At 56.4% G+C, this 17672-nt stretch carries 19 protein-coding genes; 15 read left to right on the top strand and 4 right to left on the bottom strand.

The features are described 5' to 3' along the window. Positions 1-14: 14 nt before the first annotated feature. Genes lptC through LIO98_RS11700 form a run of 3 tightly spaced genes read left to right on the top strand, consistent with a single transcriptional unit; the run spans position 15 to position 3256 of the window. A complete protein-coding gene (lptC, locus tag LIO98_RS11710; protein ID WP_291957277.1) occupies positions 15-560 on the top strand; it encodes an LPS export ABC transporter periplasmic protein LptC in 546 nt (181 codons plus the stop codon). Beyond that, positions 545-2287: a hypothetical protein gene (locus LIO98_RS11705; RefSeq protein WP_291957274.1), complete on the top strand. Its 1743-nt coding sequence runs from the start codon at positions 545-547 to the stop codon at positions 2285-2287. Before lptC ends, LIO98_RS11705 begins: the two co-directional genes overlap by 16 nt. A gap of 30 nt (positions 2288-2317) precedes the next feature. After that, positions 2318-3256: a D-alanine--D-alanine ligase gene (locus LIO98_RS11700; protein ID WP_291957271.1), complete on the top strand. Its 939-nt coding sequence runs from the start codon at positions 2318-2320 to the stop codon at positions 3254-3256. An 84-nt stretch (positions 3257-3340) separates the two neighbouring features. On the opposite strand, the gene greA is transcribed toward LIO98_RS11700, so the two are convergent. After that, positions 3341-3829: a transcription elongation factor GreA gene (gene greA, locus LIO98_RS11695; RefSeq protein WP_291957268.1), complete on the bottom strand. Its 489-nt coding sequence runs from the start codon at positions 3827-3829 to the stop codon at positions 3341-3343. 426 nt (positions 3830-4255) lie between these two features. Here greA and thrC point away from each other — a divergent pair, with 426 nt between their 5' ends. The 9 genes from thrC (at position 4256) to LIO98_RS11650 (ending at position 12950) form a co-directional block, all read left to right on the top strand. Beyond that, the gene (thrC, locus tag LIO98_RS11690) at positions 4256-5296 is read left to right on the top strand and encodes a threonine synthase (protein WP_291957267.1); all 1041 of its coding nucleotides are present in this window, start codon (positions 4256-4258) and stop codon (positions 5294-5296) included. Continuing rightward, positions 5293-6321, top strand: a complete 1029-nt coding sequence (thrB, locus tag LIO98_RS11685) for a homoserine kinase (RefSeq protein ID WP_168950657.1) — start codon at positions 5293-5295, stop codon at positions 6319-6321. The genes thrC and thrB overlap by 4 nt, the downstream gene beginning before the upstream one ends. Then, positions 6321-7553, top strand: coding sequence for an aspartate kinase (locus LIO98_RS11680; RefSeq protein ID WP_291957261.1), 1233 nt, complete (start codon positions 6321-6323; stop codon positions 7551-7553). Before thrB ends, LIO98_RS11680 begins: the two co-directional genes overlap by 1 nt. After that, entirely contained in the window at positions 7553-8557 is a 1005-nt protein-coding gene (locus LIO98_RS11675) for an aspartate-semialdehyde dehydrogenase (RefSeq protein WP_291957259.1), read from the top strand. The genes LIO98_RS11680 and LIO98_RS11675 overlap by 1 nt, the downstream gene beginning before the upstream one ends. A gap of 414 nt (positions 8558-8971) precedes the next feature. Next, on the top strand, positions 8972-9757 hold the full coding sequence (locus LIO98_RS11670; RefSeq protein WP_291957256.1) for a Nif3-like dinuclear metal center hexameric protein: 786 nt from the start codon (positions 8972-8974) through the stop codon (positions 9755-9757). 68 nt (positions 9758-9825) lie between these two features. After that, positions 9826-10821, top strand: a complete 996-nt coding sequence (gene trpS / locus LIO98_RS11665) for a tryptophan--tRNA ligase (protein ID WP_291957253.1) — start codon at positions 9826-9828, stop codon at positions 10819-10821. Between the two features lie 9 nt (positions 10822-10830). Then, positions 10831-11619, top strand: coding sequence for a ScpA family protein (locus tag LIO98_RS11660; RefSeq protein WP_291957250.1), 789 nt, complete (start codon positions 10831-10833; stop codon positions 11617-11619). Next, a complete protein-coding gene (scpB, locus tag LIO98_RS11655; RefSeq protein WP_291957247.1) occupies positions 11606-12226 on the top strand; it encodes an SMC-Scp complex subunit ScpB in 621 nt (206 codons plus the stop codon). The genes LIO98_RS11660 and scpB overlap by 14 nt, the downstream gene beginning before the upstream one ends. Further along, on the top strand, positions 12219-12950 hold the full coding sequence (locus tag LIO98_RS11650) for a pseudouridine synthase (RefSeq protein ID WP_291957245.1): 732 nt from the start codon (positions 12219-12221) through the stop codon (positions 12948-12950). Before scpB ends, LIO98_RS11650 begins: the two co-directional genes overlap by 8 nt. Before the next feature lie 88 nt (positions 12951-13038). Here the strand turns inward: LIO98_RS11650 and LIO98_RS11645 are convergent, their stop codons facing one another. The 3 genes from LIO98_RS11645 to LIO98_RS11635 form a co-directional block, all read right to left on the bottom strand. Then, complete coding sequence (locus tag LIO98_RS11645) at positions 13039-13578, bottom strand: hypothetical protein (RefSeq protein WP_291957242.1); 540 nt, start codon at positions 13576-13578, stop codon at positions 13039-13041. Between the two features lie 16 nt (positions 13579-13594). Continuing rightward, a complete protein-coding gene (locus tag LIO98_RS11640) occupies positions 13595-14125 on the bottom strand; it encodes a DUF6036 family nucleotidyltransferase (protein ID WP_291957240.1) in 531 nt (176 codons plus the stop codon). 138 nt (positions 14126-14263) lie between these two features. Further along, on the bottom strand, positions 14264-14941 hold the full coding sequence (locus LIO98_RS11635) for an ATP-binding protein (RefSeq protein ID WP_291957238.1): 678 nt from the start codon (positions 14939-14941) through the stop codon (positions 14264-14266). Between the two features lie 169 nt (positions 14942-15110). Here LIO98_RS11635 and LIO98_RS11630 point away from each other — a divergent pair, with 169 nt between their 5' ends. The 3 genes from LIO98_RS11630 to LIO98_RS11620 are packed head-to-tail and all read left to right on the top strand — an operon-like array spanning position 15111 to position 17490. Beyond that, on the top strand, positions 15111-15797 hold the full coding sequence (locus tag LIO98_RS11630) for a response regulator transcription factor (RefSeq protein WP_291957235.1): 687 nt from the start codon (positions 15111-15113) through the stop codon (positions 15795-15797). Between the two features lie 48 nt (positions 15798-15845). Then, entirely contained in the window at positions 15846-16919 is a 1074-nt protein-coding gene (locus tag LIO98_RS11625; protein ID WP_291957232.1) for a lysylphosphatidylglycerol synthase transmembrane domain-containing protein, read from the top strand. Next, positions 16906-17490, top strand: a complete 585-nt coding sequence (locus LIO98_RS11620; protein ID WP_291957230.1) for an isoprenylcysteine carboxylmethyltransferase family protein — start codon at positions 16906-16908, stop codon at positions 17488-17490. The genes LIO98_RS11625 and LIO98_RS11620 overlap by 14 nt, the downstream gene beginning before the upstream one ends. The last annotated feature ends 182 nt before the right edge of the window (positions 17491-17672 follow it).

Here is a 17672-nt window from a genome sequence, read left to right as displayed (position 1 = left end):
AGAAGGGTTAGATTGTGCTAAAAGGAAAAATATCCCGCAAGAAATTTACCGTCCTGACGGTGATCCTCATGATCGCCGTCGGGGCATTTTATCTTTGGCGCGACCTCCATCTCAGCGCCATGAACAAGATACCGATCCCCGATCTGGTGGTGGAGAATATAGAAATTGAGCGGATGATCAGCGGAAAAAAATGGAAACTGGTCTCGCCGCGCGTTGAACACAAAGACGGTATCGTCTACGGAAGCTCCATGGACGTGACGATCACGGACCCAACCGGCAAGGTGACGCACATTTACGCCGACAACGGGACCTTTACCCGCGAAAACAACGATCTATCGCTTACCAGCGCCGACGGCGTGATGAAAGAGGCAGCCAAGGAATATAACCTCAAGTCGGGCAATGTCAAATATGAGGCGTCGGCCGAAAAGTGGCACTTCGACGACGGAGTGAGGCTCACAGACGGACGCATGGTGATAGACGGCAAAAAGGGATACTATGATACAAAAAGCGGCGAGTGCCGGCTTACAGACGGAGGGACTATAACATGGAGCGATCGCTGACGAGGGGCGGAAGGGGATTATTTGTCGCCCTTTTCTGCGCGGCAATTTTTTTTACGCAGGCGGCGCCCTCATTTGCCGACGACAAGGGCGAACCGGCCCCGATGTACATACCGTCCGAGGGCGCGGACGATACGCCGAAACAGCCGCCCAACGAGGTATTCCTTGACGCGGATGAGATCAGCTACAGTGAAAAGACCGGCCTCGCGACGGCGGAGGGCAACGTTAAGGTAAGAAACAAAGAGGTGCGCCTCTTCGCCCCCTACGCCGAATACGACGCCGATACAAATATAGTGGACGCCTACTCCGACCACCGTGAGAACGTCGTAATCATGTCCGGCGGCGATAGGTTTACCGGCAAACATCTAAAATACAATATGGAGACGCGCCGCGGCGTGCTGACTCAGGTTTCGGGCAAGTCCGAGGCGATGTACATGCAGGGCGGTACCGTGCGGCTTATGCCGATAGAGGATGCCGTCAAGCTTGGCATTGTGCGTGCGCCGAGAAAAAAGAAGAAGCAGAGCGAATCCGAGGACGTCGCCGAATGGCTCGGCGTGACATCGACCACCTGCGATTTCACAAATCCGCACTATCGTCTTGTCTCTAAAAAGGTGGTCGTCTATCCTGGTAAGCGCACGGTCATCAAAAAGCCGAAATTTTATATCGGCAAGACGCTGATCATGGCCTATCCCTTCGACTATATCGCAAACAGCAAGAGAAACCGCGACGCCCTGATGCCGATAATCCGCTACAGTTCTAATAAGGGTATGGGCTTCGGTATAAAAGGTCCCATCGATATGGGGGACATAGGAGAGCTTGACGTCGCCGGCCTCTACTGGAGCAAGGGTATCTGGGAGGCAAGATTCAATTACAACTATGAGATAATGGACTCGTTGTCCCTCTTTGCCTCAGCGAAGCATCTTTACAATGAAGATACGGACGATACCCTCTGGCGTCCGGCGTGGGGGCTGCTGTATGAGAAAAACGGCTGGCTAGCGAGACTTTGGTGGGCCGAGCGCGACCTTGTCGGTAACGAGATAGAACCGGACGTCTCAGTCGACTACGACGTCTGGCGCAAGCCTGAATTTTATCTGCATACCCCCTGGTTCAAAGACGGGGTCTCCGGCGGGCAGTTCCGTATCTTCGGCATTTTGGGAAAATACAGCGACAACTTCTCCAAAGACGGCGAGTGGACGGATCGCCTTGCCTACGGAGCGGAATACCAGGGGCAGCCGAAGTGGTCCCTGTGGATATTCAAACCTTTCTACGGCGCGAGATATACGCGCTACGACTATTATGATAAGGACAGGACGCAGGATGTCACCAACGCCTGGTTCGGTTTCAGCTATAAGATCGGCGACTTCAGCCTCGCGAGCACCTACTACCGCCGCTGGGCGGACGGAGGAAGCCCGATGCTGTGGGACAATTATTCTGACAGCGAGTCATTCAGCCAGAGCATTTCCTTTCCTCTGCCGCTGGGCGCCTCGTGGGAAAAGTGGAATTTTGCCGTCAGCGGCAACTATGACCTGCAGGCCGACAAGATATCGTCTGTTCGTTACACCCTCACCTACGATAAGCACTGTATAACGTGGCAGATATGGTACCGCGACAATAAATCAGATGAGAAAAATAAGACAGAGTTTGGCCTAACCTTCTATATCAACGCCTATCCGGAATATAAGCTTGAGTTTGGTTCGGACAGCAACGAGAGCGTAAAGGAAGATTTTTAAAATTTACAGTGAGAGGAAGCAGCAACGATCATGAAAGCAGTCGTATTGTGCGGCGGCGTGAGCCCGGAGCGCGAGGTTTCGCTGAACTCGGGGGCGGCTGTCGCCAAAGCGCTTGCGGATTTCGGTTACGAGGCCGAACTCTGCGATATCACCTCCATAAGCGAATTTGTCAAAAACTGGCCCGGCTATAAGGCTGACGGCGTCTTTATCGCCCTCCACGGCGGCTGGGGCGAGGACGGAAGGATACAGGCGGTCCTGGAGGCCTTCGGCATCCCATATACCGGTTCCGGTCCGGAGGCATGTATGCTCTCGATGGACAAGACGGCCGCGAAGCTCATCTTTGCCAACGCCGGCCTGCAGGTACCCAGCGGCTTCATCGCCACGCGCGGGGAAGAGGGGCGCGGACAGGCGGAGGAATATCTTCGCAGATACGGTAAGATAATCGTGAAGCCGAACGGCGGCGGAAGCACCGTCGGCGTAACCATCCTCTCCGATATCGCCGGATACGGCGCGGCGCTGGAACTTGCCTGGCAGTCGGAGCCGAAGGCGCTCGTCGAGGAGTTCATCGAGGGTGAAGAGGCTACGGTGCCGGTGATGGAGAGTCTCGGCGGAGGGATATTCGCGCTGCCTGCGATACACATCAAACCGAGGAGCGGCTTCTATGACTACAAAAATAAATATACTTCCGGTTGTACGGAGTATATCTGCCCCTCCGACCTTTCGGCGGAGACCAACGACAGGTTGGCGGCCCTCGCCGTGATAGCGCACAGGTCGCTTGGCTGCCGTTCGTACAGCCGTGTTGATTTCCGCGTCACGCCGGAGGGTGACCTCTACGTTCTTGAGGTCAATACCGCGCCTGGAATGACCGCGACGAGCCTTGTGCCGAAGTCGGCGAAGGCCTACGGCCTGTCTTTCGGCGAGTTTCTTGACGAAGTGAGCCGATTTTCATTCGCTATCGACCGGGGATAAGGAGAATCAGAAAATATTCCTGAAACGAGAAAAGAGCCTGCGTGAAATTATCGCGCAGGCTCTTGGTCTTTCTCTTTCGGAACGCTACTTCAGCTGAATCTTGACGACCTTGAGATGGCGGATGCCGCGGGGGGTCCTAACCATCACCTCATCGTCGGCGCGTTTGCCCATCACGGCCTTGCCGACGGGGCTTGCCGCGGAGATGCGGTTATCCTTAATGTCCGCCTCTTCTGTGCCCACTAGCGTATATACGAAGGTCTTTTTGAGATCGAGGTCCGCGAGCGTCACCGTAGTGCCTAGGCTGACGATGCTGGTGTCGATATCCGCGGTCTCCACTATCTGCGCCTTGCTGAGCTGGTACTCCAGCTGGAGCACGCGGTTCTCAAGCTTTTCCTGCTCTTCCTTTGCCGCGTGGTATTCCGCGTTTTCGCTGAGATCGCCGAAAGTGCGCGCCTCTTCGAGTTTTGCGGCTATCTCCGCACGTCCGTCACCGCGGAGGGAAACGAGTTCCGCTTTCAGCTTTTCATAGCCGTCCCGAGTCATTACCACTTTATCGTCTGCCGCTTTAGCCATTGATATCCCACCTAAATAAGAAGTGTCTCTAAATTCTTGTAAATTCTAACAGAAAGCGGGAAAAATATCAAACATAAAAATATGCTTGACAATTTGCTTAATGAGTAGTATAAATTCCACCAACGAACTTAATAATCACGATGCGATGATGGGGATAGTAAAGTTCATCACCTCCACAGAGAGAAGATCGAATTGCTGAAAGATCTTTGCCGGTATGGATTCGAAGACCACCCCTGAGCGGATGCCGAAGTGGTGTCAGTGCCGATAAGGCGTCAGGGTGCGCCCTGTACAGCGCAGACGAGGGCCGTCCTTGCGCGGCCGAATGGAGTGGAACCGCGACGCCGTTTATTATGCCGCCTCCTGTACTGCCGGTACGGAGGCGGCAATTTTTATACTTGCGCGAAGTGCATAAAAGGAGGAAACATCATGGGAGTAATTGAAAGATATTCGGAGCTGCTGCCGGTGACTGAAAAGACGCCGAAGCTGACGCTGGGCGAAGGTTCGACGCCGCTTGTTCGTCTTGACAATATCAGCAAACTGCTTGGTATAGAGCTTTGGGCAAAACTTGAGGGCTGCAACCCCTCCGGTTCATTCAAAGACCGAGGTATGGTCATGGCCGTTGCGAAGGCCCTTGAGGGCGGCGCGAAGGCCCTTGTATGCGCCTCCACGGGAAACACCTCCGCCTCCGCCGCGGCCTATGCCGCCGCCGCGAACGTGCCATGCTTCGTCCTGCTTCCGGCGGGAAAGGTCGCGCTCGGAAAGCTCGCGCAGGCCCTAATGTACGGGGCCACGGTTATCGCCGTCAACGGCAACTTTGACCACGCGCTGGAGATGGCGCGCGAGGCCGCCGAAAAGGAGGGCTACGCGATCGTCAACTCTGTGAACCCCTATCGTCTCTGGGGTCAGCGAAGCGGAGCCTGGGAGATCTGCGAATCGCTCGGCAGGGCCCCCGACTGGCACGCGATCCCCGTCGGCAACGCGGGAAATATCAGCGCCTACTGGGCCGGTTACCGACAGTATCAGGAATTGGGAAAGATAGATAAACTGCCGCGCATGATGGGCTTCCAGGCGGCGGGGGCGGCGCCGCTCGTGACGGGCGAACCCTGCCCGAATCCCGAGACGGTGGCGACGGCGATCCGTATCGGCAACCCCGTCAGCGCCCACCTCGCGAAGGAGGCTGTCACGCAGTCGGCGGGCGAATTCAACTCCGTTACCGACGAAGAGATACTTGCCGCCCAGTTGCTGCTCTCTTCAAAGGGGGGCGTATTCGCCGAGCCGGCCTCCTGCGCCCCGCTCGCGGGGCTTGTGAAGCTCAAGAAGGAGGGGCGGCTGCCGCAGGGCATCACCGTGGTGATGATTCTCACCGGCAACGGCCTCAAAGATCCAGACACCGCGATGTCGCAGGTTGGACGTCCGATAGAGATAGGCGACAGCCTTGAAGAACTTCTGGAGGTGATGAAGAGGTGAACCCTCTCATAACATTACGGGTGCCCGCCACCAGCGCGAACCTCGGTTCCGGCTTCGACGCGATCGGGATGGCGGTCTCCCTCTACAATATATTTAAGGTCATAGAGCTGCGCCCCGCGGGTGAATACGAGGTCGAGGCGCATGGCGAGGGCAGCCGTGAGCTGTCTTCGCCGAAGGCGAACCTCGTCGTCAAAGCCTATGAGGATACATGCGAACGCTGGAAGGTGAAGGGGCCGGGCTTCTCGCTCTGGTGTCACAACATCATCCCGCTCTGCCGCGGCTTAGGAAGTTCGGCGGGCGCCGTCGTCGCGGGCGTGCTCATCGCCAAATACCTCACCGGCTACGAGGCCGACGAGGACGAGCTGCTGCGCGCGATGACCGTCGTCGAGGGCCATCCCGACAACGTCGCCCCCTGCTATCTTGGCGGCATGGTCGTGAGCTGCTGGGACGGACAGGATCTGCGCTACGTCAACCTGCCGGCGCTGCCGCCGGAGGTGTTATGCGTCGTCGCAGTTCCCGACGAACGCGTCAAAACCTCGGATGCGCGCAAGGCGCTGCCCAAAGAGGTCCCCTTCGGAGACGCGGTCTTCAACGTCGGGCGCGCGGCGCTGCTCACGGCGGCCTGGGCCACCGGCAAGTGGGACTATCTTAAATGGGGGATGGACGACAAGCTCCATCAGCCCTACCGCAGTAAACTTTTCTCGGGCGGCGAGGTTATCTTCTCGCGCGTCGAGGCGCTGCCCGAATGCCTCAGCGTTGCGATCAGCGGTTCCGGCCCCAGCGTCATCGCGCTCGTCAAGGGAACGACCCAGCGCGTCGCGGAGGCGATGTGCCGCACCTTCACCGAATACGGCGTGCGTTCGCAGTTCTTCGTCCTTGACGGAAGCGCCCAGGGCGCGCGCGTCGACGTCAGCATGGAGCTTGCGGAGGCTCTGGCAGCCGCCGCAGGTTTGTCCCCTAAAGGAAATACCGACGTTTGCTCATGTGAACCGGGTACCGCGGACAAAGCCGGGGGGTGCAGATAATGGAATGGGAAAAATTACCGCTCACAGTGCTTAAATTCGGCGGTTCGTCGGTCGCCGATTCCGAGAGGATGAGGCATGTCGCGCAGATCGTAAAAAAGATCCGCGATAAGGGTTTCCGCGTCGCCGTCGTCGTCTCGGCGATGGGAAACATGACTGATGAGCTGTTGGCGCTCGCGAGCGACGTCGCGACGGAAAAAGACGGCCGCGAGATGGACCAGCTGCTCGCCACCGGCGAACAGCAGAGCGTGGCGCTGCTGGCGCTCGCGCTGAAACAGTACGGAATCCCCGCGCAGTCGTTTACCGCCCTCCAGGCCGGCATCAGGGCTAAGGGCTTCCCGATGGAGGGGCGTATCTACCGTATAGAGCCCGACGCCATCGAAAAGACGATCAACGAGGGCTCCGTCGCCGTCATCACCGGCTTTCAGGCGATCACCGACAACGGCGACGTCATCACGCTCGGGCGCGGAGGCTCCGACCTTTCGGCGGTCGCGCTCGCGGCTTCGCTCGGCGCGGACTCCTGCCAGCTGCTCAAGGACGTCACCGGGATCATGACTGGCGATCCCCGCATCGTGAAGAATCCCAAGAAGCTGTCGCAGCTGGGCTTTGACGAGTGCATGGAGATGGCGGTGCAGGGTGCGAAGGTGCTCCAGGCACGCAGCGTCGAGATGGCGGCGCGCTATGAAATACCGCTTTATGTCGGTTCAAGCTTTGTGGAAGAGGAGGGTACATGGGTAATGAGCAATCCGGTAACAGAGGGACTTATTATAAAGGTAGTCATACAGGATATGAAGGTAGCGAAGGTGGTGCTTCTCGGGGTGCCCGACATCCCCGGCATCGCGGCGCGTCTCTTCGCGAACCTCGCGGAAAAGGGTGTTGGCGCGGAGATGATCATCCAGAACTACATGCGCGGCGGCGTCAACGATATCGGCTTCCTCGTCAAAAAGACGAGCCTCGAGGTTGCGAGCCAGGTCTGCCGCGAACTCTGCCGCGAGATAGACGCGCAGGGCGTCTCCTTTGATACGGAGATCGCGCGTGTCTCCATCGTCGGCGCGGGCATTGCGAACCACCCCGAGATTCCCTCGAAGATGTTTAACATCCTCGCCGAGGCGGGAATAAATATTGAGATGATCGCCTCCACGGCGTTGGCCATCACCTGCGTCGTCGGCAGTTCACGCGCGGACGACGCGGTACGCGAACTGCACGACCACTTCATCGACGAGGTGGCCTTCTAATGAGCGGCAAGAGAGTGGCGGTGCTCGGCGCGACGGGGCTCGTCGGGCGCGAAATGCTCTACACGCTGGAACAGCGTAAATTCCCCGTCTCCGAGCTTGTCCCGCTCGCCTCGCCGCGCTCTGCTGGCAAAAAGGTCGTCTTCAACGGTGAGGAGATAACGGTGCAGGCGGTCGGCGAAGATTCGTTCAAGGGCGTAGACATCGCGCTCTTTTCGGCGGGAGGCAAGACCTCCAAGCAGTGGGCCCCCGTCGCCGCGGCGAGCGGCGCGGTCGTCATTGACAACAGCTCCGCCTGGCGCATGGACCCCGAAGTGCCGCTCATCGTTCCCGAGATAAACGCCGCCGACGTCTCAATGGCGAAGAACAAGGGGATCATCGCTAACCCTAACTGTTCGACGATACAGGCGGTCGTCGTCCTCTATCCGCTCCACCAGGCGGCGGGGCTTAAATACATCAACATCAGCACCTATCAGTCGGTCGCCGGTACCGGCAAAGCGGCGATCGAGTCGCTGCGCGACGGCGCGAAGGCGGCGATCAAAGGCGAGGAATATAAGGACGACGTCTATCCGCACAGCATCGCCTTCAACCTCCTGCCGCATATCGGGGCGTTCGACGACGAAGGCATCTCCGAGGAGGAGTGGAAGATGGTCAACGAATCGCGCAAGATCATGCACATCCCCGATCTGCGCGTCAGCGGCATCACTGTGCGCGTTCCCATCTTCCGCTGCCACGGCGAAAGCGTAACGGCGCAGTTTGAGCGTCCTCTCAGCCCCGCCGAGGCGCGCGATATACTGAGCAGAGCCCCCGGCGTCGTCGTGCGCGACGATCCGAAAAATGCTGAATACCCGCTGCTAGTCGATACGGCGGGCAAAGACGACGTCTGCGTCGGCCGCATCAGACGCGACACCGGCCTCGACAACGCGCTCGCGATGTGGGTCGTCGGAGACAACCTGAGAAAGGGCGCGGCGCTCAACGCGGTGCAGATCGCGGAGAAGTTGGCTTAAAATTACACGCCGCAGAATTCAGTCATAGCAAACAGAGAGTTCGGAGAGGAGTTTTTTTCTCCGAACTTTTACTTTAAAAAAGAACATTGCTGACAAAGAACGGTGAGAGGTTTGGCGGATACCGGCATGGGGTCAAACGTACAATAATGGACAGAGAAGATAAACAGCGGTTTTCTTCGTGGGATGTAAATAGCAGTTTATCAAAGGTTTTTGGCTCCCTCTCAGAGGCGGCCAGGGAGGCTATAAGGACGGAAGCTAAATCACAATTTATCTCTCTTTCCCGCCAGCAGGAAATCGGCGTTTATACGCGCGTCCAACTCTCTTTGATACGTCGGCCCTGCCCGGTGCATTTTGCTTTGACGTTACCCCTCGGCTGTTATACAATTATTCGATGTAACGAAACGGGGTGCTGAAATGAAACTTTCTGAGATAATAACCAGAATAGAAAAAAGAATACCGAAGAGCTGGGCGGAACCGTGGGATAATCCGGGCCTTGCCGTGGGCGACCCCGGCGCGGAGATGACCGGTATCGCCCTCTCGCTTGACGCGACCGCGGATACGGTCTCCGCCGCCTCCGCGCTGGGCTGCGGCCTGCTCGTGACGCACCATCCGCTTATATTTCACCCGCTGAAATCGGTGGTGAACGACAGCTACGTCGGACGGACGGTATTCTCCGCGATTCGCGGCGGTGTCGCGATATACGCGGCGCATACCAACTGGGACTCGTCACCCGAGGGCGTGAATTTTGCTCTCGCCTCGCTGCTGGGGCTCAAGAATATCGCGCCGCTGTCACCATCGGAGTCGGGAGCTTGGGGAATGGGAGCAGTTGGAGATCCTGCCTCTCCCATAAGGCTCGGCGAACTTTCCGATATATTGAGTGAACGGTGGCATCTCGCCAATTTTACCGTTTACGGCGACGGGGAACGGCTGCTGAGAAGGATCGCGCTTGGCGGCGGCGCCTGTCAGGAATTCTGGCCCGCGGCGCTCTCACTGGGAGCGGACTGCTTCATCACCTCCGATATCGCCTACCACCACCGCCAGGAGGCGCTCGACGCTGGGCTCTCTCTCGTGAGTACCGACCACGGCGAGATGGAACGGGCCTCTTTGCCGGCGCTGCGGACCGTCATCGAATGCGAGACGGGACTTCCCGTCCGGTTGATAGAGGAGAAGAACGCCCCCTTTACCCACGGGCGCGTATAGCGGGAAATAATCCGGCAACGGCCGGAAGTTGTATGTAACGTATGTAAATAGAAAGGATGTTTTGTGAGATGGATGACAGAAAGAGGATCTTCAGCGGCATGAGGCCAACCGGGCGGCTCCATTACGGCCATATGGCGGGGGCGCTCATCAACTGGGTAAAGCTGCAGAACGAATATAACTGCTTCTGGGGCATTGTCGACTGGCACGCGATGATGTCCGATTATGCCGATCCCAGCAAGGTAAAGGAAAATTGCTATGAGATCCTGCTCGATTGGCTCGCGGTCGGCGTCGACCCTGAAAAGTCTTCGATCTTCATCCAGTCGCACGTCAAGCAGCACGCGGAGATCCACCTCGCGCTTTCGATGATCACGCCGCTTGGATGGCTTCAGCGCTGCCCGACATATAAGGAACAGATCCTCAACCTTCAGAACAAAGATCTTTCGACCTACGCCTTCCTGGGCTATCCAGTGCTGATGGCGGGGGACATCCTGCTCTACAAGTCGTGGGGTGTGCCGGTGGGCGAGGATCAGAGCGCTCATCTTGAATTGACGCGCGAGGTCGCGCGCCGCTTCAACAGCTTCTACGGCGAGGTCTTCCCCGAGCCGGAGACGCTGCTGACCCCCGCCGCGAAGATGCCCGGCACCGACGGCCGCAAGATGAGCAAGTCCTATGGTAATTCACTGCAGATCGCCGAGGATATGGAGACGATCTGGGGCAAGGTGCGCACGATGACGACCGACCCGGCGCGCGAATGCCGGACCGACAAAGGGACGCCGGAAAAATGCCCCATCTGGGACGTGCATAAGTTCTTCAACAGGGACGCGCAGGAGCTCGCGGAGCTCCACGAGGGCTGCCTGAGCGCCGGCATCGGCTGCGTCGACTGCAAAAAGAAGCTGATGGTGCATCTCGCGGAGATGATGGACCCCATCCAGAAGCGCCGCGCTGAGCTCGCGAAGCGCCCCGACGACCTCAAACAGATACTTGAGGCGGGGGCGGCGCGCGCGCGCAGGGTTGCCGAGGGTACGATGGAAGACGTCTACTCGGCGATGAACCTCATACATTAAGGAAATCCGGTGGAAGAGGAAAAGACTTTAGAAAATAACGGAGAAAACAAAGCGGCGGGATTTGAGGTCCGTCTGGGCAGCTTTTCCGGTCCGTTGGATCTGCTCTGCCATCTTGTGGAGTCGCGCGAGATGGACGCGCTGAAGCTCAATCTAACGGAGCTGGTCACACAGTATATAAACTTTCTTGTGCAGGCTAAAGGGGCCACCCTCAACGAAATGGCGGAATTTTTCTCCTTTGCGAGCCGCCTGCTGCTGCGTAAGGTACACTCGCTATTTCCCGGGCAGGAACCGGAAGAGCCAGACGACTCCCTCCTCGGTGATTATATCGAGACGGAGGAGGAGCTGGAGGCGATCATCCGCAGATACCGGCCATTCCGCGCCGCGGCGCGCTGGCTGGCCGCCGCGAAGGAGCGGCGCGAGCGCTGTTTCCTGCGCGTGACGGACGAAGAGGATAACTACTATTACGATATCGGCGACCTTGAGACGCTCGCCTCGAAATGGTGGGAGATACTGGCCCTCTACGAGGAGCGGACACGCGCCGCCGAGTACGACGAAGATACAATGCTTTGGGATGAGATACCAGACGCGGTCCCCGAGGAGCGGCAGATAGAGGAGCGCATGGACGAGCTGCTGCGGATCGTGCGCGGGCGCAGGCTGTCTCTGCGGGAGCTGCTCGCCGACCGCAACCCTAAAACGCTGATCGTCACCCTGCTGGCGCTGCTGGAGATGTCGCGTCTCGGTATGGTGCATATAATCCAGACTGAGACACTTGGAGGTGTTGAGATTGCCGCTGACTGAAGAAAACGAAAATATGGGGTTTCTTGAACGGCAGATAGAGGCGCTGCTCTTCGTCTCGCCCCAGCCCGTCTCGGCGGCGACGATGGCCGATCACCTGGGCGTCTCTTTGGAGCGTGTGGAGCGCGCCGTCGCCGCGATAAAGAACAGTTACGCGAAGGGCCGGGGGCTGACGCTGCTGAACCTCGCTGGAGGCTGGCAGATGGCGACCGCCCCCGACCTCGCCGACACGGTGGAGAGCTTCTCGGCCTACCTCTCAATGCAGCGTATCCGGCTCTCCCGCGCGGCGCTCGAGACCCTTTCGGTGATCGCCTACAATCAGCCTATCACGATGGCGGAGATTGAGGAGATACGTTCCGTGCGCTGCGACCGCGTCGTCGAGACGCTGCTGAAAAACGGCCTCATCGACAGGCTGCGCCGCGAGAACAAGAGAAAATCCCTGCGGCGATACCGCACAACCAATAAATTCCTAGAAATATTCGGCCTTTCGAGCATCAGCACTCTGCCGACGCTTGAGGAGCTGCGCGAGGACTACGAAGACGACGAGGAACTTCCCGCCATAGGGGAGACTCCGGCGGAAGAGGGAGAGATGGAGCAGAGTGATGAGTGACGAAAGCGTACGCTTAAACAGATATCTGGCGATGTGCGGCGCGGGGGCGCGCCGTAAGGTTGAAGAATATATAACCGCGGGACGGGTAAAGATAAACGGCGTCACCGTAAACGAGCCGGGGCGGCAGGTAGCCCCCGGGGACCGCGTGGAGCTCGATGGCGCGGCTGTCGCGCCTGTGGAGCAGCGATATCTTATCTTTCATAAGCCCAAAGGAGTGCTCTGCGCTGTCGAAGACTCGCGTGAGCGCACCGTGATCGACATCCTGCCGCCGGAGCTGGACCGCTTCCGGCTCTTTCCCGTAGGACGGCTCGACCGTGACAGCGAGGGACTCATCATCCTTACAAACGACGGTATATTCTCACAGGAGCTGATCCACCCGCGTAACGGCTTTACAAAGACCTACGAGGTCGAGCTGCGCAAACCGTTGGATGAGGAACGTCTCATCCGCTGGAGCAGGGGAGTGCAGGCCGAGGAACATTTCCTTAAACCGATATCTGTGCGCCGTCTGGCACGCACGCCGCTCCAATGCTGGTTCGAGGTGGTGCTGGGCGAAGGGATCAAGCGTGAGATACGCCTGATGGCTAGGGCGCTCGACAACGACGTCCGCCGCCTCTTTCGCCGCAAGATCGGCAATCTCGTTTTGAAGGAGCTTGCCGCGGGGGAATTCATCTCCGTAGAGAGGGACGCTCTGTGGCAATATATCAAAGAGGGCAAGATAGTTTAGTAAAAGAAGCGGCACGGGATGATATCGGAGGGCAAAGCCGGCGCAACGGTCTCAGCCTGCTGATTTCGTTCAGTGCCGGAGCTCTTTTTCAGTATTCACTGACGAATGAGTATATTTTTCTCGCCGTATTCAGCCCGATCTTGTTAACGTCGTTGTTTTTCAGGTACGAATTTACATTTCCCGGGTTGAGTCCCAATGCTTTGAATATCCGGTAGTTGGAGAGGCCTTTTTCCTGTTTAAGAGATAAGACCCGTTCCCTTATCAGGGACTTCATGTGATTTTCCCTCTCACGTGTGCTGCGTTCGGCGGCGTATGACGAAAAAACCTTAAAATATTCTCTGCTCATGGGACCGCGCCCCGACTCCAAGTCGGAGATAAGTTTTTCTGCCTCGTCTCCGTAAAACTCATATATCCGCGAATACTCACGATACAGCGCCTCGTCGTTCGAGATGGCGGAGAGAAGCGCCGGCACCCAGCCCGAGAGGTGGGCATATAAATATAACGGCTCGCGCAGCCGCTGGTTATCCGACATGGCTTCGCGTACAAGAGTCTTTACTCCCGTACTTCCGGAGCGCGAAAGCGCCTTTACATATTTTTTCAGAAACCATTTGAATGACGGCTCCCTCATTATCCTCCGCCTCCCTTCATTTAGAGTGTTTTTCTGTAAGATAGGCATCGTACATCGATTTGAAAATCGCTCTCTGAGTATCATTAAGCGCATACGCCATCTTTTCTCCGGCAAGTTTATCAAGCAGATCCCAGTTAAGAGCCTTTATAACACCTTGATTCCTTATATCCTCCATATCTTTATCTCGGTACGAATTGATTTTAGAGATAACTATATCTTCCAGCGATGCCGCGTAATACCTTATTTTTCTTCCGCCGACTGGCAGCGGTTTAAGCCGTTCTTCATAATCGTCGGGAAAGGAGGAGAGATATGCTGCCGCGTTTGTGTTGATGTCAAAATCCGGCAAAAATTTTTCTGCCTCGCGTGATACTTCAATAAAATCTATGTCTTTTGTAGCCCTGTCTATATATCCCATTACCAACATCGCCGCGCCGCCCACGATAATAGCCATGAGCAGATCATCATTGTGTGTATCGTTTAAACTGAGCAATTCATCCAAATCATCGAGTCTCTTTAGGATATCATCTTTTATCTCCGGCATCGGCATACACCTTTTATCTCATATAAGAGTTAAAATAATAATATTATTTTAACTCTTATATATCCTGTGTCAATGGGATAACCTTTCAGTATGAACGGAACAGAGCCGCTGCTAACCGATAGGTGTAAGGCCGCGGCGGAAGATTTATTCGTTAAGCATCCCCGCTGGCCAGCTCTCGTTTTCTTTGAGGTGCCTCAGCGCGTGTACGATATTGCTCTTAAGTTCCGGCACCTCTTTTTCGAGCGCGGCGACGATCTCCTTCGTGCTCTTGCGCTTGGATTTGTCGCCGTAGGGGCAGCAGGAGCTGATCACCGGCAGCGAGAGACGTTCCGCCTCCAGTCTTATCTGCCGTTCTTCAATGTAAACTAGGGGGCGGATGACGCGTATACGCGTGCGGCTCATATAGAGGTGCGGATGGAAACATTTGAAGCGCCCGCCGTAAAAGAGGTTCATCAGCACCGTCTCCGCCGCGTCGTCCTTGTGGTGGCCGAGAGCGATGACGCCGCAGGCGAGCTCCTTCGCCTGATTCGCGAGGATGCCGCGCCTCATATTCGCGCAGAGGCTGCAGGGAGAACGCTCTTCGCGCTCTTTCATGATCTGATATGTGGGATGTTTTACGATCATCAGCGGTATGGCGAGGGCCGCCATATATTCGGTTAGCCGCTCCGGCTTCATCGCTCCGTTTGACTGGTCTATGAGGCAGGCGCGCAGCGAAAAGCGCACGGGGCTGCGTTTTTTCAATATTGCCAGCGCCAGCGCCAGTAAAAGGCTGTCTTTTCCCCCTGAAAGTCCGATCAAGATGCTGTCATCCGGGCGTATCATGTTATAATCCCTTATGGCTTCTCCTGTGAAGCGTGACAACTTCTTTGATAAGGGATAGAGTTCCTCAAAATCCTGTTTCAGGGAAAATGCCTCCTTTTAGGCTGGTATAATATATATAATTTATAATCCTATCACAGATTGTCTCATAATGAGCGGAAAGGATGGCGGCATGAAAAAAAGTAGGATAATTCTCGCTGATACAAACTCACTCTTTACCGACGCGCTTCGCTTTGTGCTTGGACAGGAAGCCGATTTCGAGATAGAGACGAGAGACGAGACCGATGCCGACGCCATTCGCAGCATACTCGCCGCCAAACCGGACGTGATGGTCATCCATCAGCTGCGTCCTGATCCTGGAGTCGTACAGATACTGCGCGAGGTGAAACGCCGTCTGAAGGACATGCACATCCTCTTTATCGTGAAGGATACCACCGCCGAACTATTCTCCCTTGCGAGCGAGAGTTCCAGCGTGGGTATCATGCCGGAGGGTACCGATCTTGCGGAGTTCATGGAGGCGCTTCGCGCCGTGGCGCGCGGCGAACGCTATATAAGCAAAGATATTCTCTCCGCGGCCCTGCCGCAGGATGATGACGAATTTTACGGCGACCCGCTGGGCGAGATAACGCCGCGTGAGCGCGAGGTGCTTTACTGGCTCTCCCACGGCCTGACGAACAGAGAGATCGCCCAGAGGATGATACTTTCGGAGAAGACCGTGAAGAATCACGTCAGCCACATGCTGAAAAAACTTGACCTGACAGACCGTACCAAGGCGGCCGCGCTTGCCTGGAGGGAGGGGCTGCCGCAGATAGCGGAAGAATTTTTCTCGCTTCCCGCGGTGCAGCCTATGTTAAAATAGTTCGCATATGGTAGTATAGATGCTGTTGTTTACCGGGGAGGGCAGATTTTGACCGTCCAAAAAAGTTTCTCAATATTTGTAATAATAGTCATATTGTCAATAACGGGAGTATTGTTCTGGAGTATAGACGCCTCGACATTCGCAATGCTTAAAAACGCGGACCCGAAGCTTTTGCTCTGTGCCGCGGGGCTTGTCGTCCTTGGCTGGACGTTTGACGCCTGTAAATTTATGACCCTCGCGCGTGCCGCTGGTGAAAAACTTTCCTTTATGTCCACGATTTCCGTGGTCTGGATAAACTACTTCGGCTGCGCCATCACGCCGATGCAGAGCGGCGGCGGCCCGTTTCAGATATACCTGCTCTATAAAGACGGCGTTTCCGTCGGGAAATCAGTGGCGATAACGCTGGTACGCACCCTGCAGATACTCTTCCTGCTCGCCCTGGTGGTTCCCTTTTCCCTTCTGGCCGACCCGGAAATGCTTCGGAAATATGTATACATGCGCTGGTATGTCTGCTACGTCGTGATCTTCATCGCCTTCTGCGCTTTCCTGCTCGTAGTCAGTGTGATCCGTCCCCAGTGGATAAAGCATTGGGTCAACGCCATCCTTGTCTGGATCAAGCGTGTCGGTATCCTGAAATCCAAATACCTGCTTCACGCGGTGCGCTGGGTGAGCCGGGAGATCGACGCCTATAACACGAACATCAAGCTCTTTACCTCCACCGGTAAGTGGTGGCTTATGCTCTCCATCATCCTCGCCGTAGTGCATTTGATCGTATATATGTCCATTATGCCCTGCCTCATCAAGGCGGCCGGTTTCAATGTAAATTACATCCAATGCCTGCTCGCGGAATCCCTGCTGCTCTTCATGCTCTATTTTGTGCCGACGCCCGGCGCGAGCGGGGCGGCCGAGGGCGGAGCCGTCGCGGTATTCGGGCTCTTTGTCCCCTGGAGCGTGGCCGGTGTCATGGTCGTCACCTGGCGTCTGCTCTCTGAATATACCGGCGTCGCGCTTGGGACCTTTATCGTGGTACGGATGCTGGGCTGGTGCGGGGCAAATAAAGTCCTAATCGCGGAACATGAGGCGATAGAAAATACAGAGGAGTCGGAAGATGAAGATAAATAAAAAGATAAGCTCGCTTGCATTTAAAGGAAGGGGACTTTTCTGGGGACTCTTCGCCGCCGGGATACTGATATTTTCGGGAGAGTTTAACGCCGTACGGTTCACCGTCGGACTGCTGCTTGTGATCGCTGGGCAGATGCTGCGTTTCTGGGCGGCAGGTTTTATCCCAAAATACCGTACGGAGGTGATAGGCGCTCCCGTCTTGATCACCTGGGGGCCTTACAGCTGGGTCAGAAACCCCCTCTATGCAGGAAACGCCGTAATGGGGCTCGGATGGTCTCTCATGGTAAGCTGGGGCTGGGTCGGAGCCTTTGTCGTCGCATTTCTGCTGCTTTATTCTCTGGTAGTGATACCGGCGGAGGAGGAATTTCTTGAGGATAAATTCGGCTCCGAATATATCGCCTATAAAAAGACCGTCCCGGCGCTCCTTCCGTGGCCGAGAAGGGGATTTCCCGCCGCCTCGCGCAATGAAAAGCCCTTTGACGCCAAAAGGGCGCGCGAAGAGGAGATATACTCCATCCGTGTGAACATCGTGATCACGCTGGTGATCGTAGCGAGGCTCTTTTTCCTCTAAGAGAATTTCCGTATCATGTTATTACCGCATGCGGATTTTTTATTGCCCGAAGACCGCCGACGCTTTGCCGGAGGCGGGCCGGCGGGCATATTCAGTTTTTTGGGAGCTCCGCCATACCGCCAAAAAAGGTGAATAGCAAAAGTAATCGCAAGTTTGCAGAAGTAACCGAGACCACCAAAGCT

This window comes from Cloacibacillus sp. (assembly GCF_020860125.1).
Lineage (GTDB): Bacteria > Synergistota > Synergistia > Synergistales > Synergistaceae > Cloacibacillus.
The sequence above is the reverse complement of the archived record's forward strand: the minus strand, read 5'-3'. Positions and strand labels throughout refer to the sequence as shown.

What these genes read in the sequence shown, in the direction of transcription:
- LIO98_RS11705 (WP_291957274.1), top strand. Translation starts at nt 545, where the DNA reads ATGGAGCGATCGCTGACGAGGGGCGGAAGGGGATTATTTGTCGCCCTT.
- LIO98_RS11700 (WP_291957271.1), top strand. Translation starts at nt 2,318, where the DNA reads ATGAAAGCAGTCGTATTGTGCGGCGGCGTGAGCCCGGAGCGCGAGGTT.
- greA (WP_291957268.1), bottom strand. Translation starts at nt 3,829, where the DNA reads ATGGCTAAAGCGGCAGACGATAAAGTGGTAATGACTCGGGACGGCTAT.
- thrC (WP_291957267.1), top strand. Translation starts at nt 4,256, where the DNA reads ATGGGAGTAATTGAAAGATATTCGGAGCTGCTGCCGGTGACTGAAAAG.
- LIO98_RS11680 (WP_291957261.1), top strand. Translation starts at nt 6,321, where the DNA reads ATGGAATGGGAAAAATTACCGCTCACAGTGCTTAAATTCGGCGGTTCG.
- LIO98_RS11675 (WP_291957259.1), top strand. Translation starts at nt 7,553, where the DNA reads ATGAGCGGCAAGAGAGTGGCGGTGCTCGGCGCGACGGGGCTCGTCGGG.
- LIO98_RS11670 (WP_291957256.1), top strand. Translation starts at nt 8,972, where the DNA reads ATGAAACTTTCTGAGATAATAACCAGAATAGAAAAAAGAATACCGAAG.
- trpS (WP_291957253.1), top strand. Translation starts at nt 9,826, where the DNA reads ATGGATGACAGAAAGAGGATCTTCAGCGGCATGAGGCCAACCGGGCGG.
- LIO98_RS11650 (WP_291957245.1), top strand. Translation starts at nt 12,219, where the DNA reads ATGAGTGACGAAAGCGTACGCTTAAACAGATATCTGGCGATGTGCGGC.
- LIO98_RS11645 (WP_291957242.1), bottom strand. Translation starts at nt 13,578, where the DNA reads ATGAGGGAGCCGTCATTCAAATGGTTTCTGAAAAAATATGTAAAGGCG.
- LIO98_RS11640 (WP_291957240.1), bottom strand. Translation starts at nt 14,125, where the DNA reads ATGCCGATGCCGGAGATAAAAGATGATATCCTAAAGAGACTCGATGAT.
- LIO98_RS11635 (WP_291957238.1), bottom strand. Translation starts at nt 14,941, where the DNA reads ATGATACGCCCGGATGACAGCATCTTGATCGGACTTTCAGGGGGAAAA.
- LIO98_RS11630 (WP_291957235.1), top strand. Translation starts at nt 15,111, where the DNA reads ATGAAAAAAAGTAGGATAATTCTCGCTGATACAAACTCACTCTTTACC.
- LIO98_RS11620 (WP_291957230.1), top strand. Translation starts at nt 16,906, where the DNA reads ATGAAGATAAATAAAAAGATAAGCTCGCTTGCATTTAAAGGAAGGGGA.